Annotated in this window: 22 protein-coding genes; 13 read left to right on the top strand and 9 right to left on the bottom strand. The window is 58.4% G+C overall.

Annotation, left to right across the window (positions count from 1 at the left end; all coding sequences use genetic code 11):
- The first annotated feature begins 61 nt into the window (after positions 1 to 61).
- Together KW841_RS26200 and KW841_RS26195 are read left to right on the top strand one after the other, a co-directional pair.
- The gene (locus tag KW841_RS26200; RefSeq protein WP_218480295.1) at positions 62 to 418 is read left to right on the top strand and encodes a hypothetical protein; all 357 of its coding nucleotides are present in this window, start codon (positions 62 to 64) and stop codon (positions 416 to 418) included.
- A gap of 70 nt (positions 419 to 488) precedes the next feature.
- Positions 489 to 983: a GreA/GreB family elongation factor gene (locus tag KW841_RS26195; RefSeq protein ID WP_218480294.1), complete on the top strand. Its 495-nt coding sequence runs from the start codon at positions 489 to 491 to the stop codon at positions 981 to 983.
- On the opposite strand, the gene gdhA is transcribed toward KW841_RS26195, so the two are convergent.
- Together gdhA and ettA are read right to left on the bottom strand one after the other, a co-directional pair.
- A complete protein-coding gene (gdhA, locus tag KW841_RS26190) occupies positions 980 to 2317 on the bottom strand; it encodes an NADP-specific glutamate dehydrogenase (protein ID WP_218480293.1) in 1338 nt (445 codons plus the stop codon). The two genes, KW841_RS26195 and gdhA, sit on opposite strands and share 4 nt — an antisense overlap.
- 374 nt (positions 2318 to 2691) lie before the next feature.
- Positions 2692 to 4356 carry an energy-dependent translational throttle protein EttA gene (gene ettA / locus KW841_RS26185; protein ID WP_218480292.1) on the bottom strand — a complete coding sequence of 555 codons (1665 nt, stop codon included), beginning with the start codon at positions 4354 to 4356 and terminating at the stop codon, positions 2692 to 2694.
- 288 nt (positions 4357 to 4644) lie between these two features.
- Here ettA and KW841_RS26180 point away from each other — a divergent pair, with 288 nt between their 5' ends.
- From KW841_RS26180 to KW841_RS26150, 7 genes are all read left to right on the top strand, one after another.
- Positions 4645 to 8493 (top strand): EAL domain-containing protein, encoded by a 3849-nt coding sequence (locus tag KW841_RS26180; RefSeq protein WP_218480291.1) that lies wholly within the window; start codon positions 4645 to 4647, stop codon positions 8491 to 8493.
- Between the two features lie 233 nt (positions 8494 to 8726).
- The gene (glyA, locus tag KW841_RS26175) at positions 8727 to 9980 is read left to right on the top strand and encodes a serine hydroxymethyltransferase (protein ID WP_007970889.1); all 1254 of its coding nucleotides are present in this window, start codon (positions 8727 to 8729) and stop codon (positions 9978 to 9980) included.
- A 319-nt stretch (positions 9981 to 10299) separates the two neighbouring features.
- The gene (locus KW841_RS26170; protein WP_218480290.1) at positions 10300 to 10842 is read left to right on the top strand and encodes a hypothetical protein; all 543 of its coding nucleotides are present in this window, start codon (positions 10300 to 10302) and stop codon (positions 10840 to 10842) included.
- 61 nt (positions 10843 to 10903) lie between these two features.
- On the top strand, positions 10904 to 11455 hold the full coding sequence (locus KW841_RS26165; protein ID WP_007970885.1) for a hypothetical protein: 552 nt from the start codon (positions 10904 to 10906) through the stop codon (positions 11453 to 11455).
- Between the two features lie 307 nt (positions 11456 to 11762).
- Complete coding sequence (locus tag KW841_RS26160) at positions 11763 to 13076, top strand: C4-dicarboxylate transporter DctA (RefSeq protein WP_218480289.1); 1314 nt, start codon at positions 11763 to 11765, stop codon at positions 13074 to 13076.
- Between the two features lie 48 nt (positions 13077 to 13124).
- Positions 13125 to 13829, top strand: a complete 705-nt coding sequence (locus tag KW841_RS26155; protein WP_218480336.1) for a FadR/GntR family transcriptional regulator — start codon at positions 13125 to 13127, stop codon at positions 13827 to 13829.
- Positions 13830 to 13854: 25 nt separating this feature from the next.
- Positions 13855 to 14535: a GntR family transcriptional regulator gene (locus KW841_RS26150; protein WP_218480288.1), complete on the top strand. Its 681-nt coding sequence runs from the start codon at positions 13855 to 13857 to the stop codon at positions 14533 to 14535.
- A gap of 123 nt (positions 14536 to 14658) precedes the next feature.
- On the opposite strand, the gene yjiA is transcribed toward KW841_RS26150, so the two are convergent.
- The 3 genes from yjiA to KW841_RS26135 form a co-directional block, all read right to left on the bottom strand.
- A complete protein-coding gene (gene yjiA / locus KW841_RS26145) occupies positions 14659 to 15630 on the bottom strand; it encodes a GTPase (RefSeq protein WP_218480287.1) in 972 nt (323 codons plus the stop codon).
- 162 nt (positions 15631 to 15792) lie between these two features.
- Positions 15793 to 15990, bottom strand: a complete 198-nt coding sequence (locus KW841_RS26140; protein WP_007895266.1) for a YbdD/YjiX family protein — start codon at positions 15988 to 15990, stop codon at positions 15793 to 15795.
- Positions 15991 to 16005: 15 nt separating this feature from the next.
- Complete coding sequence (locus KW841_RS26135; protein ID WP_218480286.1) at positions 16006 to 18072, bottom strand: carbon starvation CstA family protein; 2067 nt, start codon at positions 18070 to 18072, stop codon at positions 16006 to 16008.
- Between the two features lie 160 nt (positions 18073 to 18232).
- Here KW841_RS26135 and KW841_RS26130 point away from each other — a divergent pair, with 160 nt between their 5' ends.
- A complete protein-coding gene (locus KW841_RS26130) occupies positions 18233 to 18601 on the top strand; it encodes a PilZ domain-containing protein (RefSeq protein WP_218480285.1) in 369 nt (122 codons plus the stop codon).
- Positions 18602 to 18729: 128 nt separating this feature from the next.
- Here KW841_RS26130 and radA read toward each other — a convergent pair whose 3' ends face one another.
- Positions 18730 to 20097 carry a DNA repair protein RadA gene (gene radA / locus KW841_RS26125; protein ID WP_104451380.1) on the bottom strand — a complete coding sequence of 456 codons (1368 nt, stop codon included), beginning with the start codon at positions 20095 to 20097 and terminating at the stop codon, positions 18730 to 18732.
- Between the two features lie 606 nt (positions 20098 to 20703).
- On the opposite strand from radA, the gene mscL reads away from it, so the two are divergent.
- Positions 20704 to 21117, top strand: coding sequence for a large-conductance mechanosensitive channel protein MscL (mscL, locus tag KW841_RS26120; RefSeq protein ID WP_007981043.1), 414 nt, complete (start codon positions 20704 to 20706; stop codon positions 21115 to 21117).
- Between the two features lie 41 nt (positions 21118 to 21158).
- Here the strand turns inward: mscL and KW841_RS26115 are convergent, their stop codons facing one another.
- Positions 21159 to 21935: a ferredoxin--NADP reductase gene (locus KW841_RS26115; protein ID WP_218480284.1), complete on the bottom strand. Its 777-nt coding sequence runs from the start codon at positions 21933 to 21935 to the stop codon at positions 21159 to 21161.
- A gap of 307 nt (positions 21936 to 22242) precedes the next feature.
- Here KW841_RS26115 and KW841_RS26110 point away from each other — a divergent pair, with 307 nt between their 5' ends.
- Both KW841_RS26110 and KW841_RS26105 read left to right on the top strand, forming a co-directional pair.
- Positions 22243 to 22956, top strand: coding sequence for an autoinducer binding domain-containing protein (locus KW841_RS26110; protein ID WP_218480283.1), 714 nt, complete (start codon positions 22243 to 22245; stop codon positions 22954 to 22956).
- A gap of 175 nt (positions 22957 to 23131) precedes the next feature.
- Positions 23132 to 24256 (top strand): methyltransferase, encoded by a 1125-nt coding sequence (locus KW841_RS26105; RefSeq protein WP_218480282.1) that lies wholly within the window; start codon positions 23132 to 23134, stop codon positions 24254 to 24256.
- Between the two features lie 64 nt (positions 24257 to 24320).
- On the opposite strand, the gene KW841_RS26100 is transcribed toward KW841_RS26105, so the two are convergent.
- Both KW841_RS26100 and cydB read right to left on the bottom strand, forming a co-directional pair.
- Positions 24321 to 24488 (bottom strand): DUF2474 domain-containing protein, encoded by a 168-nt coding sequence (locus KW841_RS26100; protein ID WP_007975773.1) that lies wholly within the window; start codon positions 24486 to 24488, stop codon positions 24321 to 24323.
- Positions 24489 to 24561: 73 nt separating this feature from the next.
- A complete protein-coding gene (cydB, locus tag KW841_RS26095; protein WP_218480281.1) occupies positions 24562 to 25569 on the bottom strand; it encodes a cytochrome d ubiquinol oxidase subunit II in 1008 nt (335 codons plus the stop codon).
- Positions 25570 to 25571: the final 2 nt, after the last annotated feature.

The raw sequence follows: 25571 nt of genomic DNA, 5'->3' as shown, positions 1-25571 counted from the left end.
CACCCGACGAATCCACCTCTAGACTTTCTCTATGGGCCACGTATCGGCCTCGGAGAGTGAAATGTGGCGGCGTGCAGGATGGTTGGCTGTGTTGTTACTGATCGCAGGTTGCCAGTCAACCCACGAAGCCCTGCTCGCCAAAGGTTACCCGCCCGCCTTCGCCGATGGCTTCGATGACGGTTGCAGCAGTGGCCGGCAGGCTGCCGGGGCAATCAGCGGAGAATTCCGCAAGAATGTCCCGCGCTACCTCAAGGATCCGTTGTACGCCGAAGGCTGGAGTGATGGCTTTCGTCAGTGCCAGGCCATGCGGGATAACCAGGACAGTGGGGATGGGCGCAATAGTCATCTGCAAGAGCGCGACAAAGCCTGGCAACAACAGAAAGACCAGGACGCTGCCCGGGCCTATCACTCGCCGTAAGTCGCTTTCAGACATCCAGTGAAACCAAATGCCTGCGACCATGGCCCAAATCCTATATCGGGAGAATTCCATGAGCCGTGCCTTCGTCAATGAAGATAACGCCGCCGCGCAAGCCGATCAGCCCGTCGAACGCCAGGTCAGCGCGCAGCCCAATTACGTCACGCCGCAAGGCCTGAGACTGTTGCAGGGTAAAGTCGCCGAACTGCAAAGCCTGCACGCCGAACAATCGGCAAAAGGCGAGCAGGCCGACAAGCAGCGCCTGGCCGATCTCGAACGCGACCTGCGTTACTTCAAGCAGCGCCTGGGCAGCGCTCAGGTAGTACCCGCCGCGACGTCGACCGAGAAAGTACAGATCGGCAGTTGGGTGATTTATGCCGATGAACACGCCACCGAACGCCGGGTACAACTGGTGGGCGAAGATCAGGCCGATGCCGCCCACGGCCTGATCAATTGGGGTTCACCGCTGGGGCGGGCACTGCTCGGTGCACGACTCAACGACGAAGTGCTATGGCAGCGCCCTGCCGGGGATCAACTGATTGAAGTGATCCGTATCGAGCCGACTTAGACCACGCCCTGGGCCAGCATGGCATCGGCAACTTTGACGAAGCCGGCGATGTTCGCGCCCTTGACGTAGTTGACCCGACCATTCTCTTCGCCGTAATGCACGCAGGCGTGGTGGATCGACTGCATGATCGCATGCAGCTTGCTGTCCACTTCGCCACCGGTCCATGCCAGGCGCATGGCGTTCTGCGACATCTCCAACCCGCTCACCGCCACGCCACCGGCATTGGACGCCTTGCCCGGCGCGAACAGAATGTCGGCCTCGATAAACAGGTCCACCGCCTCCAGGGTGGTCGGCATGTTCGCGCCCTCGGCCACACAGATGCAGCCATTGCGCAGCAAGGTGCGAGCGGCTTCGGCGTCCAGTTCGTTTTGCGTCGCGCACGGCAGCGCGATATCGCAGCTCAGGCTCCACGGAAGCTCACCTGCGCGGAACTCCAGGCCAAAACGGCCGGCCAGCTCACGGATGCGCCCGCGCTGTACGTTTTTCAGTTCCAGCACCGCCAGCCATTGCTCCTCGGTCAAACCGCTTTCGCAATACAACGTGCCTTCGGAGTCGGACAGCGAAATCACTTTGCCGCCCAGGTCCATGACCTTGCGCGCCGCGTATTGCGCGACGTTGCCGGAGCCGGAGATCGCTACGCGTTTACCTTCCACGGCCAGGCCACGACGCTTGAGCATTTCCTCGGCGAAGTACACGCAACCGAAGCCGGTGGCTTCCGGACGAATCAGGCTGCCGCCGTAGCTCGGGCCTTTGCCGGTCAACACGCTGGTGAACTGGTTGCTCAGGCGCTTGTACTGACCGAACAGGAAGCCGATTTCCCGCGCACCGACACCGATATCCCCGGCCGGTACGTCAACGTCCGCGCCAATGTGGCGGTACAGTTCGCTCATGAAGGCCTGGCAGAAGCGCATGACTTCCGCGTCGCTTTTGCCTTTGGGGTCGAAGTCGGAACCACCCTTGCCACCGCCCATGGGCAATGAAGTCAGGGAGTTTTTGAAGGTCTGTTCGAAGGCGAGGAATTTCAGGACGCCCATGTTCACCGACGGATGAAAACGCAGGCCACCCTTGTACGGGCCGATCGCGCTGTTCATCTGGATGCGGAACCCGCGATTGACCTGGACCTTGCCCTGGTCGTCGACCCACGACACGCGAAACATCACCGCTCGCTCCGGCTCGCAGATGCGCTCCAGGATGCCGGAGCTCAGGTAATGCGGATTGACTTCAAGAAAAGGCCACAGGGTACGCAGGACTTCTTCGACAGCCTGGTGAAACTCGGGTTGATCCGGGTCGCGTTTTTTCAGGCGCGCAAGGAAGGATTCGACGGATTCGATCATGGAAAAGTCTCGGCAAATTTATTGTCGTTGGAGGAGATTGAGCCGGACTGTAACAAACGATTCGCGCACAAGAACAGAGCAAAATGTCGCATTAATGAAATTAAATGGTGCGCAGGATATAAATAAACCCGATTTTCCTGGTCATTTATGCACCTGAATGGGGAGAGCAACTCAAGTCTTGCACCAACAGTTACATCGCCATCGCTGGCAAGCCAGCTCCCACAAGTTTTGTAGCCGAGCACACATTTTGGGCATTACCCAAACCCTGTGGGAGCTGGCTTGCCAGCGATGAATGCGCCACGGTATCCCTGAAAAAAACCAACACAAAAAAAACGGAGCCCGAAGGCTCCGCTCTTTATGCAACCAACCCGAAATCAGGCCAGCTTCTTGTGCCGTACACGATGCGGCTGGGCAGCCGCTTCGCCGAGGCGCTTTTTACGGTCGGCTTCGTACTCGGTGTAGTTACCTTCGAAGAACACCGCTTGCGAGTCGTCTTCGTACGCCAGGATGTGCGTCGCGACGCGGTCAAGGAACCACCGGTCGTGGGAGATCACAATGGCGGCGCCCGGGAAGTCCAGCAGGGCCTCTTCCAGGGAGCGCAGGGTTTCAACGTCGAGGTCGTTGGACGGTTCGTCGAGCAGCAGGACGTTGCCGCCCTCTTTCAGGGTCAGGGCCAGGTGCAAGCGACCACGCTCACCACCGGACAGGTCCTTGACGAACTTCTGCTGATCGCCGCCCTTGAAGTTGAAGCGACCGACGTAGGTGCGCGACGGGATCTCGTAGTTGCCGATGCGGATCTGGTCGGAACCGTCGGAAATCTGCTGGAACACAGTCTTGCTGCCGTCGAGGTCTTCGCGGCTCTGATCCACGCAAGCCAGTTGCACGGTTTCGCCGACTTCGATGCTGCCCGAATCCGGCGTTTCCTTGCCCATCAGCATGCGGAACAGGGTCGACTTACCGGCACCGTTACCGCCGATCACGCCGACAATGGCGCCTTTAGGCATGGAGAACGACAGGTTGTCGATCAGCACGCGGTCGCCATAGCCCTTGGTGACGTTCTTGAATTCGATGACCTTGTCGCCCAGGCGTGGACCGGCCGGGATGTAGATCTCGTTGGTTTCGCTGCGCTTCTGGAATTCCTGCGATTGCATTTCTTCGAAGCGTTGCAGACGAGCCTTGGATTTCGACTGGCGGGCCTTGGCGCCTTTGCGCACCCACTCCAGTTCTTCCTTCATGGCCTTTTCATGAGCCGACTGCTGCTTGGATTCTGCAGCCAGACGATCGGACTTGGCTTCCAGCCAACCCGAATAGTTGCCCTCGTACGGAATGCCCGCGCCGCGGTCGAGTTCCAGAATCCAGCCAGCGACGTTGTCCAGGAAGTAACGGTCGTGCGTGATCGCAACCACAGTACCCGGGAAGTCGTGCAGGAAGTGCTCGAGCCATGCAACGGAGTCGGCGTCCAGGTGGTTGGTCGGTTCGTCGAGCAGCAGCATGTCCGGGGCGGACAGCAGCAGGCGGCACAGAGCCACACGACGTTTTTCACCACCGGACAGAACTTCGACCTTGGCATCCCAGGCCGGCAGACGCAACGCATCGGCAGCGACTTCGAGCTGACGCTCCAGGTTGTGGCCGTCGCTGGCTTGCAGGATGGCTTCGAGCTTGGCCTGTTCGGCGGCCAGCTTGTCGAAGTCGGCATCCGGATCGGCGTAGGCCGCATAGACCTCGTCCAGACGCGCCTGGGCGTCCTTGATCACGCTGACCGCTTCCTCGACCACTTCACGCACGGTCTTGGTCGGATCCAGTTGTGGTTCCTGCGGCAGGTAGCCGATGTTCAGCTCCGGCATCGGACGGGCTTCGCCCTCGAATTCGGTGTCGACGCCAGCCATGATTTTCAGCAGCGTGGACTTACCCGAACCGTTGAGACCGAGTACACCGATCTTGGCGCCGGGGAAGAACGACAGAGAAATGTTTTTCAGGATTTCCCGCTTCGGCGGAACAACTTTGCCCAGCCGATGCATGGTGAATACGTATTGAGCCATGGAGAACCTAGGGTCAGTGACTGATGAATGATTGGAGCGCAGGCAATGCCCGGCCAGACCGTGCGCGTCGCTCGCTTGAGGCTATCAATACGTGCGCGCTGAAAAAGTCTGAGTCTAGGAGCTGGAACGCTCCCGCGTAACCGGCAAAGCTACCTTAATGACCGGTGGCAGTCCAGCCGACGGGCTGGGGCTGGCACTTCGCCACAACTCAAGGCATGCTAGCCGCCCTTCGGGCGTCCGGCTTATAGTGCACGTCGCGCCAGTCCAGCCAAACCGCAGGATTACAGCTTGTCCAATGTCCCTCCGTCCCTGACTTCCAGTGCGCCGACCACAGCGCCCGGCTCCCCCCTGCGCGGGACCTTGAAGGGCACCTTGGCGACACTTGCATTGTTGCTGCTGGCATTGCTGTTCTGGCAGTTGTTCGATCAGTTGCGCGAAACCCAGAAAAACCAGCGTCAATACACCATCGACTACACCGCCGATCTGGCCGCTCAGGTCAGCCTGAACATGGCGCTCAACGCGCAGATCGCCCTCAACCTGTTGCCCATCGTCGAGCAACCGCAGGATGCCGATGAACTGCAGGCACTGCTGCGCAAGCTGCAACAGTCGCTGCCGGAACTGCGCAGTCTGGCCTTGCTCAGCCCCTCAGGGAAAGTCATCAGTGACAGCGCTCCCGACAGCGAAGACAGCGACTACCTGGGTGAACTGGTACGCCGCAGCCATGCTCAGGCGCACTACTTCAGCAACGCCACCGATGGTTCTGTGGTGCATTTATTGTTGCATCAGGCCAGCGGCAGTTCCCGGGGCTACTGGGCATTGCGCCTGACACCGACCTTCTTTTCGTCCTTGACCAAGCAAAGCGAGACCGGCAGCCGTCCGTTGTGGCTGGTGGAAAACCGCATCAATCATCAGATCATCAGCCGTGACGAAGGGTTGCCCTCGGTCAATCCGGGCACGCTGACCGAGGACGATATCGCCAACAGTGTACTGACGGTTCCGCTGAGCAGCAGCGATTGGCAATTGCGCGGCTTGTTTGACCGTCAGCGCGTACTGGAAGAGCTGCTGCCGGCATTCATCGGCAAATGCCTGCTGGGCCTGGCGTTTTCCATGCTGCCGTTCATCGCTTTGCTGAACACGCGCCGGCGTCAACGCCAATTGAATGAAGGCCGCCGGCGTTATCAGGACATCTTCGAAGGCACCGGTGTGGCCTTGTGTGTCCTCGACATGTCCGGTCTGAAGAGTTTTTTCGACAAGGCACAACTGCAGGACAGCGAACAACTGCGAGCGTGGCTGGCGGTCCCGGAAAAACGCCGACAACTGGTGCAGGAACTGCGGATCACCGAGGTCAACCAGGTCGCACTGCAGTTGCTCAATGTCGATAACGCCAGTAAAGCCTGGAAACTGCTGATCGACGGCCATCCGCTGGACGGCACTGCCATCGGCAACCAGGTGCTCGACGCAGTGCTCAATCAGCAGCAACAGCTTGAGCTGGAAATCAAATTGCAGGATGCCGGCGGTCGCGACCAGCACCTGTGGCTGGTACTGCGCCTGCCGCAAACCCAGGACGATTATAAATCGGTGATTTTGAGCATCACCGACATCACCAGCCGCAAGCTCATCGAGCTGTCGTTGCAGGAGCGCGAAGGGTTTTGGTCGGACGTGGTGCGCACCGTACCGGATCATCTTTATGTGCAGGATGTGATCAGCCAGCGCATGATCTACAGCAACCACCATCTGGGCCAGACGCTGGGTTACAACCGCACCGAACTGCACCAGATGGGCGAATACTTCTGGGAAATCCTCCTGCACCCCGAAGACGCCGACTATTACCACCGCTCCCGCCAGGTCCAGCGCCAGACCGGTTATCGCCAGTTGATGCAGTGTCAGTTGCGTTTCCGCCATCGGGACGGCCAGTGGCGACGCTTCGAGATTCGTGAGCAGGCACTGGCGCGGGACAACGAGGATCAGGTCACACGGATCATCGGCGTGGCCAAGGACATCACCGACCAGATCGAAGCCAGCGAATCCCTGCGCGACAGCGAGCAGCGCTACCGCATGCTCGCCGAAAGCATCAGCGACGTGATTTTCTCCACTGACAGCCGCCTCAACCTCAATTACGTCAGCCCTTCGGTACAAGCCGTGCTGGGCTATGACGCCGAGTGGATTTTCCAGAACGGCTGGCAGTCGACCATCGCCAACCCGCAACAACTGACCGGCATCTACCACCTGATGGACCGGGTCAGCAAGGCGCTGGACCAGCCGGACCAACTGGCGGTATTACGCAGCCAGGTACAAACCCAACTGTTCCTGTTCGATTGCCTGCGGGCCGACGGGCGCAAGATCCCGATTGAACTGCGTCTGGTGTTGGTCTGGGACGAACACGGGACGTTCGAAGGCGTGCTCGGCGTCGGCCGCGACATCAGCCAGCAACGCCGGGCCGAAAAAGACTTGCGCATGGCCGCCACGGTATTCGAGCACTCGACCTCGGCGATCCTGATCACCGACCCGGCCGGCTACATCGTCCAGGCCAACGAAGCTTTCAGCCGTGTCAGCGGCTATGCCGTGGAGCAGGTGCTCGATCAGTTGCCGAACATGCTGACCGTCGACGATCAGCAGGAAGCCCACCTGCGTTATGTGCTCAAGCAATTGGGCCAGCACAGTACCTGGGAAGGCGAAGTCTGGCTCAAGCGCCGCAACGGCGAGCATTACCCGGCCTGGGTCGGGATTACCGCCGTGCTCGACGACGAAGGCGACCTGGCCAGTTATGTGTGTTTCTTCAGCGACATCAGCGAGCGCAAGGCCAGCGAGCAGCGGATTCATCGCCTCGCCTACTACGACGCCCTGACCCACCTGCCCAACCGCACGCTGTTCCAGGATCGCCTGCACACGGCACTGCAATCGGCCGAACGGCAGAAGTCGTGGGTGGTGCTGATGTTCCTCGATCTCGATCGCTTCAAGCCGATCAACGATTCCCTGGGCCACGCCGCCGGCGACCGCATGCTCAAGGAGATGGCCACGCGCCTGCTCGGTTGCGTAGACGATGACGACACGGTGGCGCGCATGGGCGGTGACGAGTTCACCTTGCTCCTGCAACCGCGAGCCAATCGGGAGATTGCCCTGAACCGGGCCATTCACGTGGCCGAACAGATTCTCGCCAGCCTGGTGAAACCCTTCGTGCTCGAGGGCCGCGAGTTCTTCGTCACGGCCAGTATCGGCATCGCCCTGAGTCCACAGGACGGCAACGAACTCAGCCAGTTGATGAAGAACGCCGACACCGCGATGTACCACGCCAAGGAGCGCGGCAAGAACAACTTCCAGTTCTATCAGGCGGACATGAACGCCAGCGCCCTGGAGCGACTGGAACTGGAAAGCGATTTGCGCCATGCCCTGGAACAGAATGAATTCGTGCTGTATTACCAGCCGCAGTTCAGCGGCGACGGCAAGCGCCTGACCGGTGCCGAGGCGCTGTTGCGCTGGCGCCATCCCCGCCGCGGGCTGGTGCCGCCGGGGGATTTCATTCCGGTGCTCGAAGAGCTCGGGCTGGTGGTGGATGTCGGCGACTGGGTGATCAGCGAAGCCTGCCGTCAACTCAAGGCCTGGCATCAGGCCAGGGTACGGGTGCCGAAGGTGTCGGTGAACATCTCGGCGCGGCAGTTCTCCGACGGCCAGCTCGGTACGCGAATCGCCACCATCCTTAAGGAAACCGGCCTGCCGCCGGCGTGCCTGGAACTGGAACTCACCGAAAGTATCCTGATGCGCGAAGTCAGCGAAGCGATGCAGATCCTTGACGGCCTGAAGAACCTCGGCCTGAGCATCGCAGTCGACGATTTCGGTACCGGTTACTCATCGCTCAACTACCTCAAGCAGTTCCCGATCGACGTACTGAAAATCGACCGCACCTTCGTCGACGGACTGCCGTCGGGCGAACAGGATGCGCAGATCGCCCGGGCGATCATCGCCATGGCCCACAGCCTTAACCTGGCGGTGATCGCCGAGGGTGTGGAAACCCACGAGCAGCTGGATTTCCTGCGCGAGCATGGTTGCGATGAGGTCCAGGGTTACCTGTTCGGACGACCCATGCCGGCGGGCCGGTTCGAAGGGCAGTTCAGCAATGATGCGCTGTTCATGTTCGACTGACTGGTTGCGGTGAGGCTGCGGGCCTCATCGCTGGCAAGCCAGCTCCTACAGGGTCTAGCTGTTGAAACACGGACATTTGTGGGAGCTGGCTTGCCAGCGATGGGGCCTGCACAGGCACCGCATATCCGCTCATGAAGCCCACTTGTCTGCGACATGATGCCGTTTCATATGCCATCTAAAACCCATTGGGTTAGAATGCCCCCCTTTTCCGCCCCCGATCCCTGAGGACCGCCATGTTCAGCCGTGATTTGACTATTGCCAAGTACGACGCCGATCTCTTTGCCGCCATGGAGCAAGAAGCTCAGCGCCAGGAAGAGCACATTGAGCTGATCGCTTCGGAAAACTACACCAGCCCTGCGGTGATGGAAGCTCAAGGCTCGGTACTGACCAACAAGTACGCCGAAGGCTACCCGGGCAAGCGCTACTACGGTGGTTGCGAGTACGTCGACATCGTCGAGCAACTGGCTATCGACCGTGCCAAGGAACTGTTCGGTGCCGACTACGCCAACGTTCAGCCGCACGCCGGCTCGCAAGCCAACAGCGCCGTTTACCTGGCCCTGCTGTCGGCTGGCGACACCATCCTGGGCATGAGCCTGGCGCACGGCGGTCACCTGACCCACGGTGCCAGTGTTTCGTCCTCGGGCAAACTGTACAACGCCATCCAGTACGGCATCGACGCCAATGGCCTGATCGACTACGACGAAGTCGAGCGCCTGGCCGTTGAGCACAAGCCGAAAATGATCGTGGCCGGTTTCTCTGCCTACTCGCAGATCCTCGACTTCCCACGCTTCCGTGCAATCGCCGACAAGGTTGGCGCGTACCTGTTCGTCGACATGGCCCACGTGGCCGGTCTGGTCGCCGCTGGCGTCTACCCGAACCCGGTTCCATTCGCTGACGTCGTGACCACCACCACCCACAAGACCCTGCGCGGTCCACGTGGCGGCCTGATCCTGGCTCGCGCCAACGCCGACATCGAGAAAAAACTGAACTCCGCGGTATTCCCGGGCGCCCAGGGCGGCCCGCTGGAGCACGTGATTGCAGCCAAGGCGATCTGCTTCAAGGAAGCGCTGCAGCCTGAGTTCAAGGCTTACCAGCAACAAGTGGTGAAAAACGCCCAGGCCATGGCCAGCGTATTCATCGAGCGCGGTTTCGACGTGGTTTCCGGCGGTACTCAGAACCACCTGTTCCTGCTGTCGCTGATCAAGCAGGAAATCTCCGGTAAAGACGCCGACGCCGCTCTGGGCAAAGCGTTCATCACCGTGAACAAGAACTCCGTGCCAAACGATCCACGCTCCCCGTTCGTCACCTCCGGCCTGCGCTTCGGCACTCCGGCTGTGACCACTCGTGGCTTCAAGGAAGCAGAGTGCAAGGAACTGGCCGGCTGGATCTGCGACATCCTGGCTGACCTGAACAACGAAGCGGTGATCGACGCCGTTCGGGAGAAGGTCAAGGCCATCTGCAAGAAACTGCCGGTGTACGGCGCTTAATCAGCCCTGTTCAATCGCAGTTAAAAAACCGGCACTTGTGCCGGTTTTTTTACGCCCGGGATTTCTAACCACCTATTACAACACCCTTGCGAATCGATACTAATAGCCTCGTAAAAAACAGCCCCACGAAATACATACTCCATCTAAATAGCAGCCCTGAACATTACCAATTAACACCTATTATTTTGAAACACAACCAAGACCCAAACTTTAAAACCTCATGATAACCTCCACCAAAGTCGCTAAAAACAACGAACAGCCCGACTTACTTACAGCCCACCACGAGAATTATTAACGCATCACGGAAGAGTATTAGATCATGCAAAACATGGATGTAAATCAATCGTTCACCGCGCAACTTTTTGTCAATAGCACGCCGATAGCCATATCCCGCAAGATAATTGAAAAGAAGCTCGCGGCTCCTGAAGTCTCAGAGTATTGGGCCGGAGTCTTCCGAAAGCAACTCATCTATTCCAACAATCTCCTGAGTTACGGCGAAGAAGTAACCCCCGAAACCTTCCTTTTCGCTTATCACGACGATGTCTATACCATCAAGATTGCAGACGAAAACGGTCAGTTCACAAATACTGCAAGCATGGAGGGTGAACTCCGTAACTTAACAGTCTTCGATGGCGATGACCCTACCTATTTTCGGATCATTCACCAGGGCGGATATGCGAAATTAGATGACATGCCAAACGAACTCAATAGAATTCGCTTACGATCCGGACCGCAACACCGGGAGGTTCTAACCTATGGCGATCAACCTAGTTTCCCGGTGCTAACCGATCTAAAGAATCGCGGCCGAACTTTGTTCCTTGAACTGAAAATCCTCCAACGCCATGTTTCATCAGCACTCTGAACACACTGTAATTTAAAACAACCAAAAACAAACACCCGATCTCACGGAAGAGGTATACATCATGCAAAATACAGACACTCAATCATTCACTGCCAAACTTTTTGTCGGTGACAAACCAGTGGCAGAAGCCCGCAAGGTCATATCAAAGCTGCTCGAAGATCCCGAACTTGCAAATGAATGGCGCGAATTTCATCAACTCATACTTAACGACAACCCCCAAGAACTGAGCTACGGGGAAGGTGTCACCCCCGAAATCTTCTTGTTCACCTATCACGACGACGTGTACACCATCAGGATTAAAGAGAGAGACGGAGTCGGAGAGTTCACTAAAACTGCAAGCATGGAAGGATCGCCTCGCAACTTGAGCATGTTCACTGGAGATGACCCAACTTACTTCCGCATCCTTAACAGTGACAGCGTTGTTGTGAAACTGGATGAAATTCCAAACGACGTCAGTGACATCTATCTTGCAACCGGGCCGCAACGCCGAATGGTTCACACCTATGGCGGACCACCCACCTTTCCAGTTTTCACTGATGACCAAAACCGCGGCGGCAGTCTTGTAGCTTTCAGACTGCAGATTATTGAGCGCAACGTCCCCGGTGTAGGTTGAGCAATCGGCAATAAGTCAGGGCAATAAACCTCCCGCTGTGAACCATCTCTCAAAGGTCCAGCAGTGACACCTGATGCCAGTCAGCCCAGCCGACTGGCATTTTTTCATATGAAAAGGGTCAAGGTCGGGGCTTCCCACACAACTGGTAAGACCGGTCATGCCAATCGTGCAATTTTCGCTTGCGAATCCCACAAAACAGCGCCTAGACTGCGCCTGCACTGGACATACCGGTAAGACCACAATAATTAAGTCCTGAATCTGATGCGCTTCAGCGTCGGCAGCCAGGACACCGACCAGGATTCCTCCCATGCTCAGATGGTGCTCGCGTTCAATCTTCCTCCAAGTGGTTCTCGGACTGGTGCTCGGCATCGTCTGCGGGCTGACCCTTCCCGAATACTCCGCCCAACTCAAACCCCTCGGCGACGGCTTCATCAAGCTGATCAAGATGCTCATCGGCTTGATCGTGTTCTGCGTGGTGGTCAGCGGCATCAGCGGTGCCGGCGACCTGAAAAAGGTCGGGCGCATCGGTCTGAAATCGGTGATCTACTTCGAAGTGTTAACCACCATCGCCCTGGTGATTGGCCTGGTGTTCGCCTTCAGCACTGGTATCGGCAGCGGCGCGAACATTCACCTGGAGCAGCTTTCTGCAGCCGACATGGGCGATATTGCCCAGCGCAGTCAGCACATGCACACCACTACGCAGTTCTTGATGGACCTGATTCCGACTTCGGTGATCGGTGCCTTTGCCGATAACAATATCCTGCAGGTCCTGCTGTTTTCAGTGTTGTTCGGCAGTGCACTGAACCTGGTAGGCGAGGCGGCATCGGGTATTTCGCGGCTGATCAATGAACTCAGCCATGTGATCTTCCGCATCATGGGCATGATCGTGCGACTGGCACCGATCGGTGTATTCGGTGCGATCGCCTTCACCACCAGCAAATATGGCCTGGACTCGCTGCAGCACCTGGGCAGCCTGGTCGGCCTCTTCTACCTGACCTGTGTTGCCTTCGTGGCCCTGATTCTCGGCCTGGTGATGCGCCTTTCCGGCTTGAAGATGTGGCCGTTGCTCAAGTACCTGCGCGAAGAACTGCTGATCGTCACGGGCACCGCTTCGTCCGACGCGGTGCTGCCACAAATCATGCGCAAGCTTGAACACCTGGGCATCGGCAGTTCGACGGTCGGGTTGGTGATTCCAACGGGTTACTCGTTCAACCTCGACGGCTTCTCGATCTACCTGACCCTGGCCATCGTGTTCATCGCCAACGCCACCGGCACGCCGTTGGCCATGACTGACCTGCTGACCATTCTGCTGGTGTCGCTGATCACATCCAAAGGCGCCCACGGCATCCCCGGCTCGGCGCTGGTGATTCTGGCGGCCACCCTGACAGCCATTCCGGCAATTCCGGTGGTGGGTCTGGTACTGGTGCTGGCCGTGGACTGGTTCATGGGCATCGGCCGGGCGCTGACCAATCTGATTGGCAACTGTGTGGCAACCGTGGCCATCGCGCGGTGGGAAAAGGACATCGATGTACAGCGGGCGAACAAGGTACTTTCCGGCCAGGCGGGTTATACCTTTCAGCCGAGAAAACCGGTTGCTCAAGCGGCAGCCAAAGAATTCTGAATGATCGCCGTGCCTGCCGACCGCAGGCACGGCTCGTGGAGCGAACAAGTGATTACCTCATCAACCGTCGTCAACTCAGTGGTAGAAAAACTTCGGGCCGCTTTGGCCCGAGGTCAGTGGCGCTCCGGCGAAATGCTGCCGGGGCAACGTGAACTGGCCGAACAACTGGGTATCAGCCGTCCGAGCCTGCGTGAAGCCGTCATCGTTCTGGAAACCCTCGGGCTGGTGCGCTCGATGCCGGGCAAAGGCGTGGTGGTGCTCGAAGCCAATCTCGCCGACAGCCAGGCGCACGACAATGCGGTGGCCGCAGCGAGCCTGGAAGACGTGCTGCAACTGCGCTACACCCTTGAGCCATTCATCGTCGGCCTCGTCGCGCAATCCATCAGCAGCAAGGAGGTCGGGCAACTGCGTCTGACCCTGATGGACATGCGCGAAGCCCTGGAGGCCCATGACAGTGAAGCCGGCGTAAACGCCTACATCGCGTTCCACGAAGAATTGTTCACGCTGACATCGAACCCGATCTTCCAGAGTGTGGTGCAGCAAACCAGCAATGCCCTCAAGCAAAGCGCCGAAGTGTTGCGCAACTCCCCGGAGCATCTGGCCGAGCGACTTGAAGAAAACGAAGCCGTGGTGCGGGCCATCCGCAGCAAGAACAGCGCCCAGGCCAGCGCCGAGATGCGCCGGCACATCCTGCGCGAAGGCCAACGCATGGGTATCGAACTGAACATCCCGGAAGACAACCTCGGCAGTTGAAACCTCTTCGAACTGGAGATCGGCCATGAACAGCTTCGCCTCGCCACAAACACTCGCCACCCTGCCCGTCCGCCCTTCAGTGGATGATCTGTATTCGCGGGTCCTCGAGGCCATTTTCGAACAGCGCATCCATTCGGCCAGTCGCTTTACGGAAGAAAGCCTTGCACAGATGTTCGGTGCAAGGCGCAGCGACATGCGTGAGGTGCTGATGCGACTGTCCCATCAGCACATCATCCTCCTTCGCGCCAACCATCGTCCCCGCGTCACCGAGCCTGATGCCGAGCAGACCCGGCAGACACTGCATGCCCGGCGACTGGCCGAGATCATGCTATTGCGCCTGGCGGCTCAGCGAGCGTGCGCGCAAGACTTGAAGCGCCTGCGGACACTGGTCGAAAACGAGCGTCAATGCGCCGAGCGTGGCCGGGCGATTCGTTTGTCGGGCGAGTTTCATTTGCAGTTGGCAAAAATGGCGGGAAATGCACCGCTAGCGCATTTTCTTGAGAGCCTTGTGCCACTGACTTCGTTGGCGATTGCGCAGTGTGAGGAGCAGATGCACAGTTGTTGTGCCTGGCAGGATCATTTGGCGATTATTGATGCTGTTGAACGTGGAAATACTGCGACAGCGACCATGCTGATTAACCGGCATCTGGATCATCTGGAACAGACACTGCTCAATACAACCCGTGAACATTGTGTTGCCGGCTAGATTGCATCGCGGGCAAGCCCGCTCCCACAGTGTTCGAGGATGAGCACAGACATTGTGTTCAACCAGAAACCTGTGGGAGCCGGGCTTGCCCGCGATGGCGTCCTCAAAGACGCCATAAAAACCTCAGACCGCCGCCACCCGTGCAAAACCCTCACGAATCTTTTCCTCCGGCAAATCATCGGCAATGAACACGATCACGCTCTCGCGCACTTCGTCTTCAGCCCACTCGGTATCCCAGTCGAATCCATAAAGCTTCAGTACCCCCTGAAACACCATGCGCCGTGGTTCACCGAGGATGCTCAATACGCCTTTGTAGCGCAGCAACTGCTTGCCATGCTCTTCCAGGAGTTCGTTCATGAACTCGCTGAGCTTGTCGATATCCAGCGGCTTTTCAGTGCGCAGGACCAGACTGGAAATACGATCGATGGACGGTGCCTGGCTGACCGGTCGCAAACTCACACCGCCACCGAGGTCGGCATTGAGATTGAAACCGCGCACATCCAGCAATTCAGCCAGGTCGATCTTGCCGTGGTCGACCACGCGGATCGGGGCGCGACGGTTGATGCGGGTCAGGCGCTCGCTCAACCCGCTGAAGGTCGGCTCGTCTACCAGATCGCGCTTGCTCACCAGCAAGCGGTCGGCGAAACCGATTTGTGCCTGGGCGATGGTCTGGGTCAGGTGCGAGTCGGCATGTGCCGCGTCGACCAGCGTGATGATGCCGTCGAGGATGTAGCGCTCGCGCAGTTCTTCATCGATGAAGAAGGTTTGCGCCACGGGTGCCGGGTCGGCCAGGCCGGTGCATTCGATCACCAGGCGGTCGAAGGCAATGTCGCCCTGATCCAGACGTTCGAGCAACAGATAAAGCGCTTTGGTCAGGTCGGTATGGATGGTGCAACAGACGCAGCCGTTGGAGAGTGTCAGCACCTGGACCGGTTCATCACCCAACAACTGGGTATCGATACCGGCGTCGCTGAATTCGTTCTCGATCACGGCGATTTTCAGGCCGTGCTCGGCCTTGAGCAGGTGGCGCAACAGGGTGGTCTTGCCGGCGCCGAGGAAGCCGCTGAGGATCGTGACCGGGATGGGGGAGGACAAACTGGATCTCCTTTTTCACAAGATGAAAACACAACACAGAACAAATGTGGGAGCGGGCTTGCTCGCGAAGGGGTTGTGTCAATCGACATGAATGTTGAATGACACACCGCTTTCGCGAGCAAGCCCGCTCCCACAAGGATTGCCGTTAATCCGAAAGCCGGATCAACAGCACTTCGGCCCACCCTTGCCACCGTAACGGGCTTCCTGACGTTCGCGGAAGAACATCTCGTAGCTCATCACCGGTTTGTCCGGGTGCTTGGTCTGCATGTGCTCGACGTAGTTGTCGTAGTCGGGCATGCCGACCATCAGGCGCGCGGCCTGACCGAGGTATTTACCGAGGCGACTCAGGTCATTGAACATGATGCAAATCCTCGATCACGCTTCCGGCAGAGCCTGGAATGGCGCTTCTTTATCCGTACGCTCTTTGCTGCCCCAGGCGGAAATACCGATCTTGAGCGCATAGAACAGGATACTGAACACCACGCACAGGAACAGCGCGGTCAGCGTCGCGTTGGTATAGGCGTTGAAGATCACGTGCTGCATCTGCGTGATGTCCTTGGCCGGGGCGAGGATCTGGCCGTTAGCCAATGCATCGCTGTATTTTTTCGCCAGGGACAGGAAGCCGATCGCCGGGTTGGCGTCGAACAGCTTGATGAAGCCGGCGGTGGTGGTGCAAACCAGCAACCACATGGCTGGCACCAGGGTCACCCAAATGTAGCGCTGGCGCTTCATCTTGATCAGCACGACGGTGCCGAGCATCAGCGCAATACCGGCCAGCATCTGGTTGGAGATGCCGAACAGCGGCCACAAGGTGTTGATGCCGCCCAGCGGGTCGATCACGCCCTGGTACAGCAGATAACCCCACATGGCCACGCAACCGGCGGTGGCGATCAGGTTGGCGGTCCAGGACTCGGTGCGGCGCAGGGCCGGCACGAACGAACCGAGCAAATCCTGAAGCATGAAGCGCCCGGCACGGGTACCGGCGTCGACCGCAGTCAGGATGAACAGCGCTTCGAACAGGATCGCGAAGTGGTACCAGAATGCCATGGTGTTCTCGCCCGGCAGAACACTGTGCAGGATCTGCGCGATCCCCACCGCCAGGGTCGGCGCACCACCGGCACGGGCCAGGATGGTGGTTTCACCAATGTCATGGGCCACTGCTTGCAGGGCTTCCGGCGTGATCGCAAAGCCCCAGTTACTGACGGCTGTCGCAACGGCCACCACATCACCGCCGACCACGGCCGGCGGGCTGTTCATGGCGAAATACACGCCAGGCTCGATTACCGAGGCGGCGACCATCGCCATGATGGCCACGAAGGATTCCATCAGCATGCCGCCGTAACCGATGTAACGGGCATTGGTTTCGTTATCCAGCAGTTTCGGTGTGGTCCCGGAAGAGATCAGCGCATGGAAACCAGAGACCGCGCCACAGGCGATGGTGATGAACAGGAACGGGAACAGACCGCCCTTCCAGACCGGGCCGGTGCCGTCGATGAATTGGGTCAGGGCCGGCATTTTCAGCTCGGGCATGGTCACCAGGATGCCAATGGCCAGGGCGACGATGGTGCCGATTTTCAGGAAGGTCGACAGGTAGTCACGGGGCGCCAGGATCAGCCACACCGGCAACACCGCCGCGACAAAACCGTAACCGATCAGCATCCAGGTGATTTGTACGCCAGTAAAGCTGAACGCCTTGGCCCACACCGGATCCGCGGCAATCTGCCCGCCGAGCCAGATCGAGCCCAGCAGCAACAGCACGCCGATCACCGAGATCTCACCGATGCGACCCGGGCGGATGTAACGCATGTAGATGCCCATGAACATCGCGATCGGGATGGTCGCCATCACCGTGAAAATGCCCCAAGGGCTCTCGGCCAGGGCCTTGACCACGATCAGCGCCAGCACCGCGAGGATGATGATCATGATCAGGAAGCAACCGAACAGCGCGATGGTACCGGGGATGCGACCCATTTCCTCGCGGACCATGTCGCCCAGGGAGCGGCCGTTGCGGCGGGTAGACATGAACAGGACCATGAAATCCTGCACCGAACCGGCCAGCACCACACCGGCGATCAGCCACAGGGTGCCAGGCAGGTAGCCCATCTGCGCCGCCAGCACCGGACCGACCAGCGGCCCCGCGCCAGCGATGGCGGCGAAGTGGTGACCGAAGAGAATGTGTTTATTGGTCGGAACGTAATCCAGACCGTCATTGTTGATCACGGCGGGAGTGGCCCGTCGCGCATCGAGTTGCATGACACTGTTGGCGATGAACAGACTGTAGTAACGGTAGGCGACCAGATAGATGGCGACGGCAGCGACCACGATCCACAAGGCATTGATTGCCTCGCCTCGACGCAATGCCACGACACCCAGGGCGCACGCACCTACGATTGCCAGCACCAGCCAGGGCAGATGGCGTAGCGGGCTATTATTATTTTTCATTTTATTATTCCAGCCAGAGTGGACAAGAAAGACAGCCACCCCGAGTTTAGCGCTCCTGACGGCAAAGACCATACCCCGACATAGGTCTGGACACCTGCCGGCGCTGGCAGCCTTGAAGAATGCAGGTCTATAGTCAGCGTACATCTACGAGGATCGCGCCATGAGCGAGCACCCTGCCGACCGTCGCCGCTTCAAACGTATTGCGTTCGATGCCCGAACTGACTTGAGTCAGGGTGAGTTCACCTGGCCGGTGAAGTTGATTGATCTGTCGCTCAAGGGGGTGCTGATCGAGCGACCCGATCCGTGGTTGGGCAATCCGCAGCAGGATTTTCTGGTCGATATTCATCTGGGCGAAGACGTCGACATCACCATGGATGCGCAACTGGCCCACGATGACCACGGCCAACTCGGCTTTGTCTGCCTGCACATCAGTCTGGAGTCCATCGAACGGCTGCGACGGCTGATCGAGCTCAACCTCGCGGATCCGCAGGAGCTGGAACGAGAATTGGGTGCGCTGATCGAGATCTAGCCATCAGCGAAAATCATTGTGGGAGCGAGCTTGCTCGCGATGGCGGCTGTTCAGTCAATAAAGAGATTGTCTGAACCAATGCTTTCGCGAGCAAGCTCGCTCCCACAGGTTTGTGTTCCACCTGCAAGTCACTCGAACAGTGCATCTAGCGCCTGTTCCAGGCGAGTGACCGCAATAATCTGCAATCCTGCCGGCGCCTCCTTCGGCGCATTGCCCTTAGGCACGATGGCCCGCTTGAAGCCGTGCTTGGCAGCTTCTTTCAAACGCTCCTGACCGCTCGGCACCGGTCGCACCTCACCGGAAAGCCCCACTTCACCGAACACCAGCAGATCGTGAGGCAGCGGCCGGTTGCGCAAACTGGACATCACCGCTGCCATCAATGCCAGGTCGGACGCCGTTTCGAGCACCTTGACCCCGCCGACCACGTTGAGAAACACGTCCTGATCGTGGGTTGGAATGCCACCATGACGGTGCAGCACCGCCAGCAACATCGCCAACCGGTTTTGATCCAGCCCCAGCGTGACCCGCCGCGGGTTAGCCAAATGACTGTCGTCCACCAGCGCCTGTACCTCCACCAACATCGGCCGCGTGCCTTCCCACGTCGCCATGACCACACTGCCCGGGACTTCTTCCTGGGCACGGGTCAGAAAAATCGCCGAAGGGTTGGAGACTTCTTTCAGGCCCTTGTCGGTCATGCCGAACACGCCCAGTTCATTGACGGCACCGAAACGGTTCTTCACTGCCCGCAGGAGACGCAAGCGCCCGTCGGACTCGCCTTCGAAATACAGCACAGTGTCGACCATGTGCTCCAGAACCCGAGGCCCCGCCAGCGCGCCTTCCTTGGTGACGTGGCCCACCAGGAAAATCGCCGTACCGCTCTGCTTGGCATAACGCACCAGCAACGCCGCGCTCTCACGCACCTGGGATACACCACCCGGTGCCGATTGCAGTTGCTCGGTAAAGATCGTCTGGATCGAGTCGATCACCATCACTCTGGGCTTTTCCTGACGGGCCGTGGCGATGATGGCTTCGATGCAGGTTTCGGTCATGACTCGCAGTTGATCCTGAGGCAACCCCAGGCGTCGCGCACGCATGGCCACTTGCTGCTGGGACTCTTCACCGGTGACGTACAGCGCCGGCATGCTCTTGGCGAGGTTGCACAATGTTTGCAACAGAATGGTCGACTTGCCGATGCCCGGATCGCCACCGATCAGCACCACCGAGCCATCCACCAGACCACCACCCAGAACCCGGTCGAGCTCGCTGGAAGCGGTGGAGAAACGAGGAACTTCTTCGACACTGACTTCAGCAAGTGTCTTGATCTGCGCCTGCTGGCCGGCCCAGCCGGTACGACCGCTGGGGGCGGCTGCCCCGCCGCTTTCCACCATGGTTTCGGTGAGCGTGTTCCAGGCCCCGCATTCACCGCACTGGCCGGCCCATTTGGGGAAGGTTGAGCCGCACTCGGTGCAGCCGTACATGCGCTTGGCCTTGGCCATCGGAACTCCCGGAAAAAAACGCGATGATAGCTCAGCTGAGGCATACGAGTGCGGCTAGATATTTTGTAACCCTTTGATGATTCCAAACTGCCTTATTACATTCGTGCTTTTTTTGAAATGCGACTGCCACATAAAACTTTGTATAAGTTTTTACCCAACACGCTCAACAAACACTTGAGGCACGCCTTACTGCCCTCTTTAAAAACTTATACAAGATTTAGTCATTTATACACCTGATGCATAACTTCAAAAAACTCAAACAAAGCGAGCCTTAAACTAACGAAACAGTTAACTGCATTGCAACTGCAATAAATTTTCAACACCGATTTTCTTTTTTTAACAACTACCCGAACATTTTCAACATCCCAACTCAAGGATGCCCTTCAACCTGGTTCGCTCAGACAGCGAAGTCATATTGCTGAAAAAAAGCCGAAAGCGAACCGCCGCAGAAGGGCTGGCCGGCCCGCAAATGAGATCAATCGGCGAGTTCTCCATGACCACCCAGATCGATTGCTGGCAAGCACGGCAGGCCGTTGATTCGAGCAGAATGCGATTGGCTGATTTACACTGCGCTCATCAACCTCATCTGTAACAAGGAAATAACCTATGGGCGTGCTAAACGAGTTCAAGGCCTTCGCGGTCAAAGGCAACGTGGTCGACATGGCCGTCGGCATCATCATCGGCGCAGCCTTCGGCAAGATCGTCACATCGTTTGTCGGTGACCTGGTCATGCCGCCAATCGGGATGCTGATCGGTGGCGTGGACTTCAGTGATCTGGCTATAACGCTCAAGGCAGCAGAGGGTGCGACTCCGGCGGTGGTGCTGGCTTATGGCAAATTCATCCAGACCATCATCGACTTCATCATCGTCGCCCTCGCGATCTTCGTCGGCGTCAAGGCCATCAACCGCCTGAAGCGCGAAGAGGCTGTGGCTCCGAGCCTGCCGCCGGTTCCCACCAAGGAAGAGGAGTTGCTGGGCGAGATCCGCGACTTGCTCAAGGCCCAGAACAACCGGCCTTGACCGCTCCCGCATAAAAACGGCGCCTTCGAGGCGCCGTTTTTTTACCAGAAGTTTTCCACCGCCACCTGACCGGGTCGCCGGCTGAGGCTCAAGTGCATGTCCCGCTGTTTAAGCAGCTTGCGCGTATCATCGATCATCTGCGGATTGCCGCACAGCATGACCCGTGAGTGTTCAGGTGTCAGCGCAACACCTGCGGTGCGCTCCAGCTCGCCGCTTTCAATCAGTGTGGTGATCCGCCCATTCAATGCGCCAGGATGCTGTTCACGAGTGACCGTGGTGATGAATTGCAGTTTGTGCGCGTACTCGGCCAGATAGTCACGTTGCGTCAGCCCCGCGATCAGTTCCTGATAAGCCAGTTCCCGGCCTTCACGAACGCTATAGACCAGGATAATCCGCTCGAATCGCTCCCAGACTTCGAAGTCCTGCAGTATCGACAGGAACGGCGCCACGCCGGTTCCGGTGGATAACAGCCATAGATCGCGCCCATCGACAAAACGGTCCGGCGTCAGGTAGCCAAAGGCCTGGCGGTCGATCAGCAATTTGTCGCCAACGACCAGCCGGCTGAGCTCGCTGGTAAACTCACCACCTGGTACGACAATGGAAAAGAACTCAAGGAACTCGTCAAAGGGTGAAGACACCATGGAGTAGGCGCGCCATACCGTGCTGCCATCAGCCCTGGTGACGCCCAACCGGGCAAACTGCCCCGCCCGAAAACGAAACCCCGCATCCCGCGTGGCACGCAGGGTAAACAGGTTCGGGGTCAACGGATGAACCTCGAGCAAGGTCTGACGGGTAAATTTTTCTTCGCTGACGGACATGGACGGCTCCAATCAATAGATACCTCAGTGTCCCGCAAAGACGGCAGCATAAACACAGACATTTTGTAGTGTTATTGAGTGTGCAACTTATTGATTATTCGACTCGAGAAACACCAGTCAACTTGAAATGACACATGGCATTTAATATTTCACACACGGCTTAAGAACCTGGCACACACTTTTTCAGCCGTTAAAAGAGCAAAATCATCGAACTACAATTATCAGATATGTCCTACACTCCGTCACGTGCCGGATCTCCGATCCAAAACCAGCACCCTCCGGGAACATACTGTTGGAGACCCCGTATATGGAAATCTGGAAGGAGTCACAGCTTCAACTGCTTTCTCAAACACAGGACATTAATACGGCCTATCGAATATCACTGAATTTTGTCAGGAACCTTGGATATAAATTTTGTGCCTTTTCAACCATTTCAGCGAACAGTCGCACTGATTGCTGCCCCGTCAACCTGAACAACTATCCACACGACTGGAACACACAGTATGAACAAAGCAATGCCAGCGAGATTGACCCCGTAGCGGCCTATTGCAATCACTCCATGCTACCCGTGCTCTGGAGCAAAGAGCTCTTCTGCGCAACCCCGTGGTTATGGCAACTGCTGCAACAGCAAGGCTTGGCGCATGGCTGGTCGCAAGCAATCCACGATGAAGAAAGCGGCCTGCGCAGCATTCTCAGCCTGGCCCGAAGCCATTGCCCGATTTCAGCCTATGAGCTGTACGAGAATCTTGGGTTCTCGGTGTTCATCAGTCGCCACCTGCACACCCTGGCGATCGGGATGCAACCAAAAAAACCGGTCCGTACTAACGCGCCCCCCTTGTCACGGCGGGAAATCGAAGTATTGAAACTGTCGGCCGATGGCAAGACGGCTTATGAAATTGCCAGGATCCTCAACTTGAGTGAACGCACGATCAACTTTCATGTGCACAGGGCTATCGAAAAGCTCGGCGTCAACAACAAGATGGCGGCAGTCATGGCCGCGAACCGGTCCGGAGCCATCTGAAAGCGCCCGACAGCGGGAAAACCTGCGGGTAATCCGATCAAAAAAAACGTACCATTTGCGGTCCCTCCTGAGTGATGGCGTGTAGACCTTCACGACGCAGTACACTCGGACGGCTCCGCCCGCACCAACGCCTTAGGGCAGCGGGACATCCGTTGATTACCCAGAGCCCCGCCCCATGCCTTTGCTCGAAACACCCTTCGCCAGCCTCGACCTGATCCGCCAGCCAGAACAGCAGAATGAACCGTTGCAAGCTTTCGATGCGGCTGATGAATACCTGCTCAATTATCTGGCCGAGCAGCAGCCAACGGCCGAGATGCGGGTATTGGTGCTCAACGACAGTTTCGGCGCGTTGGCGGCCAGCCTGGCGGGCAAAGTGCGGGTGGTCAGCAGCGGTGATTCGTTCCTGGCCTTGCAGGGCCTGGAAAAGAACCTGGTGCGCAACGGCCTGGCGTTTGATGCGGTACCGAGCGTCCCCTCCAGCGAGGCCCCTGTCGGGCCATTCGACTGCGTGCTGATCCGCGTACCGAAAACCCTGGCATTGCTGGAAGAGCAACTGATCCGCCTGCAAGGGCAACTGGCACCTGGCGCCCAAGTGATCGCCGCGGCCATGATCAAGCACCTGCCCCGGGCGGCGGGCGACTTGCTGGAGCGTTACATCGGCCCCGTGCAAGCCTCGCTGGCGGTGAAGAAGGCGCGGTTATTGATTGCCACGGCAGAAGACAAAACCCCGGTTGTGTCGCCTTACCCGACGCGGTACAGGCTCGACGAACCCGCTATCGAACTGCTCAACCACGCCAATGTGTTTTGCCGCGAAGGCCTGGACATCGGCACCCGGGCGTTTTTGCCACACCTGCCGAAAAACCTTGGCTCGGCGCGGGTCGCCGATCTCGGTTGCGGCAACGGTGTCCTGGCCATCGCCAGCGCCCTGCAAAACCCCGAGGCCCACTACACGCTGGTGGACGAGTCGTTCATGGCCGTGCAGTCGGCCGCCGAAAACTGGCGCGCAGCGTTGGGTGAACGGGAAGTGACCGTACGTGCCGGCGATGGCCTGGCCGGCCAGGAACCGCAATCGCTTGACGTGGTGCTGTGCAATCCGCCGTTTCACCAGCAACAGGTCGTGGGCGACTTCCTGGCCTGGCGGATGTTCCAGCAAGCGCGCGAGGCGCTGGTTGTGGGCGGCGCGCTGTACATCGTCGGCAATCGTCACCTGGGTTACCACAGCAAGCTGGCGCGTTTGTTCCGTGGCGTCGAGCAAGTGGCAGCCAATCCGAAATTCGTGATCCTCAAGGCGCGAAAGTAACAGGCAAAAAAAACCCTCCGGTCGGAGGGTTGTAAATCCGCGCCTTGAGGCTGCGGGGGAGATGTCAGTGCGTCGTCAGACCGGCCGCGTTCATGAACAAACGCATCAGGCTGGCGACAATGAACAAGGCACCCACGCTGCCGACCCAGATCAGGGCCAACCAGCCGAGCCGCTGCCACAGCGGTTTTTTTTCGGCTTCTTCAATGTCGTGCAGGGAATGTTTGGCTGCCATAACGTCAATCCTCTTCAAGATTGATGGCGTCGCATCCGACGCCATCGCGAGCAAGCTCGCTCCCACAACAGGGCTAGTGATAACCGTCTTCATGAGTGACCTTGCCGCGGAACACGTAGTAGCTCCAGAAGGTGTAGCCCAGGATGAACGGGATGATGAACAGCGTGCCCACCAGCATGAAACCCTGGCTTTGCGGCGGTGCGGCGGCATCCCAGATCGAGATCGACGGCGGGATGATGTTCGGCCACAGGCTGATGCCCAACCCGCTGTAACCAAGGAAGATCAGCACCAGGGTCAACAGGAACGGCGTGTAGTGCGCATTGCGGGCCACGGCACGGATCAATCCGTACATTGTCACCAGCACCAGAATTGGCACCGGCATGAACCAGAACAGATTCGGCATGGTGAACCAGCGTGCGGCAATTTCCGCGTGGGCCAACGGAGTCCAGATGCTGACGATGCCGATCACCGCCAGCAGTACGAAGGCCAATGGCCGTGCCAGGTCATGCATCTGCTCCTGCAACTTGCCTTCGGTCTTCATGATCAGCCAGGTGCAACCGAGCAACGCATAGGCCACCACCAGCGCCGCGCCACAGAACATCGTGAACGGTGTCAGCCAGTCCAGTGAACCACCGGCGAATTGCCGGTTGACCACCGGCAGCCCATCGATGAACGCGCCGAGTGCTACACCCTGGAAGAACGTCGCGGTGACCGAGCCACCGATGAACGCCTTGTCCCACAGGTGACGCTTGTCGTCTTTGGCCTTGAAGCGGAACTCGAAGGCTACGCCGCGAAAGATCAGCCCAATCAACATCAGGATCAGCGGCAGGTACAACGCGGAAAGCACCACCGAATAGGCCAGCGGAAACGCGCCGAACAACGCCGCGCCCCCCAACACCAGCCAAGTCTCGTTGCCGTCCCAGACTGGGGCGACGGTGTTCATCATCACATCGCGATCGGTCTTGCCCGGAATGAACGGGAAGAGAATGCCGATGCCCAGGTCGAAACCGTCCATGACCACGTACATCATGATGCCGAAGATGATGATCACGGCCCAGATCAGCGGAAGATCAATACCCATGA

Source organism: Pseudomonas sp. PDM28, assembly GCF_019219115.1.
Classification (GTDB): domain Bacteria; phylum Pseudomonadota; class Gammaproteobacteria; order Pseudomonadales; family Pseudomonadaceae; genus Aquipseudomonas; species Aquipseudomonas laurylsulfatiphila.
This window is presented reverse-complemented; position numbering and strand designations above follow the sequence as displayed.

What these genes read in the sequence shown, in the direction of transcription:
- KW841_RS26165 (WP_007970885.1), top strand. Translation starts at nt 10,904, where the DNA reads ATGCAAAATACAGACACTCAATCATTCACTGCCAAACTTTTTGTCGGT.
- cydB (WP_218480281.1), bottom strand. Translation starts at nt 25,569, where the DNA reads ATGGGTATTGATCTTCCGCTGATCTGGGCCGTGATCATCATCTTCGGC.
- KW841_RS26110 (WP_218480283.1), top strand. Translation starts at nt 22,243, where the DNA reads ATGGAAATCTGGAAGGAGTCACAGCTTCAACTGCTTTCTCAAACACAG.
- KW841_RS26100 (WP_007975773.1), bottom strand. Translation starts at nt 24,488, where the DNA reads ATGGCAGCCAAACATTCCCTGCACGACATTGAAGAAGCCGAAAAAAAA.
- KW841_RS26200 (WP_218480295.1), top strand. Translation starts at nt 62, where the DNA reads ATGTGGCGGCGTGCAGGATGGTTGGCTGTGTTGTTACTGATCGCAGGT.
- KW841_RS26195 (WP_218480294.1), top strand. Translation starts at nt 489, where the DNA reads ATGAGCCGTGCCTTCGTCAATGAAGATAACGCCGCCGCGCAAGCCGAT.
- KW841_RS26130 (WP_218480285.1), top strand. Translation starts at nt 18,233, where the DNA reads ATGAGCGAGCACCCTGCCGACCGTCGCCGCTTCAAACGTATTGCGTTC.
- glyA (WP_007970889.1), top strand. Translation starts at nt 8,727, where the DNA reads ATGTTCAGCCGTGATTTGACTATTGCCAAGTACGACGCCGATCTCTTT.
- ettA (WP_218480292.1), bottom strand. Translation starts at nt 4,356, where the DNA reads ATGGCTCAATACGTATTCACCATGCATCGGCTGGGCAAAGTTGTTCCG.
- mscL (WP_007981043.1), top strand. Translation starts at nt 20,704, where the DNA reads ATGGGCGTGCTAAACGAGTTCAAGGCCTTCGCGGTCAAAGGCAACGTG.
- gdhA (WP_218480293.1), bottom strand. Translation starts at nt 2,317, where the DNA reads ATGATCGAATCCGTCGAATCCTTCCTTGCGCGCCTGAAAAAACGCGAC.
- KW841_RS26105 (WP_218480282.1), top strand. Translation starts at nt 23,132, where the DNA reads ATGCCTTTGCTCGAAACACCCTTCGCCAGCCTCGACCTGATCCGCCAG.
- KW841_RS26140 (WP_007895266.1), bottom strand. Translation starts at nt 15,990, where the DNA reads ATGTTCAATGACCTGAGTCGCCTCGGTAAATACCTCGGTCAGGCCGCG.
- KW841_RS26150 (WP_218480288.1), top strand. Translation starts at nt 13,855, where the DNA reads ATGAACAGCTTCGCCTCGCCACAAACACTCGCCACCCTGCCCGTCCGC.
- KW841_RS26170 (WP_218480290.1), top strand. Translation starts at nt 10,300, where the DNA reads ATGCAAAACATGGATGTAAATCAATCGTTCACCGCGCAACTTTTTGTC.
- KW841_RS26115 (WP_218480284.1), bottom strand. Translation starts at nt 21,935, where the DNA reads ATGTCCGTCAGCGAAGAAAAATTTACCCGTCAGACCTTGCTCGAGGTT.
- KW841_RS26160 (WP_218480289.1), top strand. Translation starts at nt 11,763, where the DNA reads ATGCTCAGATGGTGCTCGCGTTCAATCTTCCTCCAAGTGGTTCTCGGA.
- radA (WP_104451380.1), bottom strand. Translation starts at nt 20,097, where the DNA reads ATGGCCAAGGCCAAGCGCATGTACGGCTGCACCGAGTGCGGCTCAACC.
- KW841_RS26135 (WP_218480286.1), bottom strand. Translation starts at nt 18,072, where the DNA reads ATGAAAAATAATAATAGCCCGCTACGCCATCTGCCCTGGCTGGTGCTG.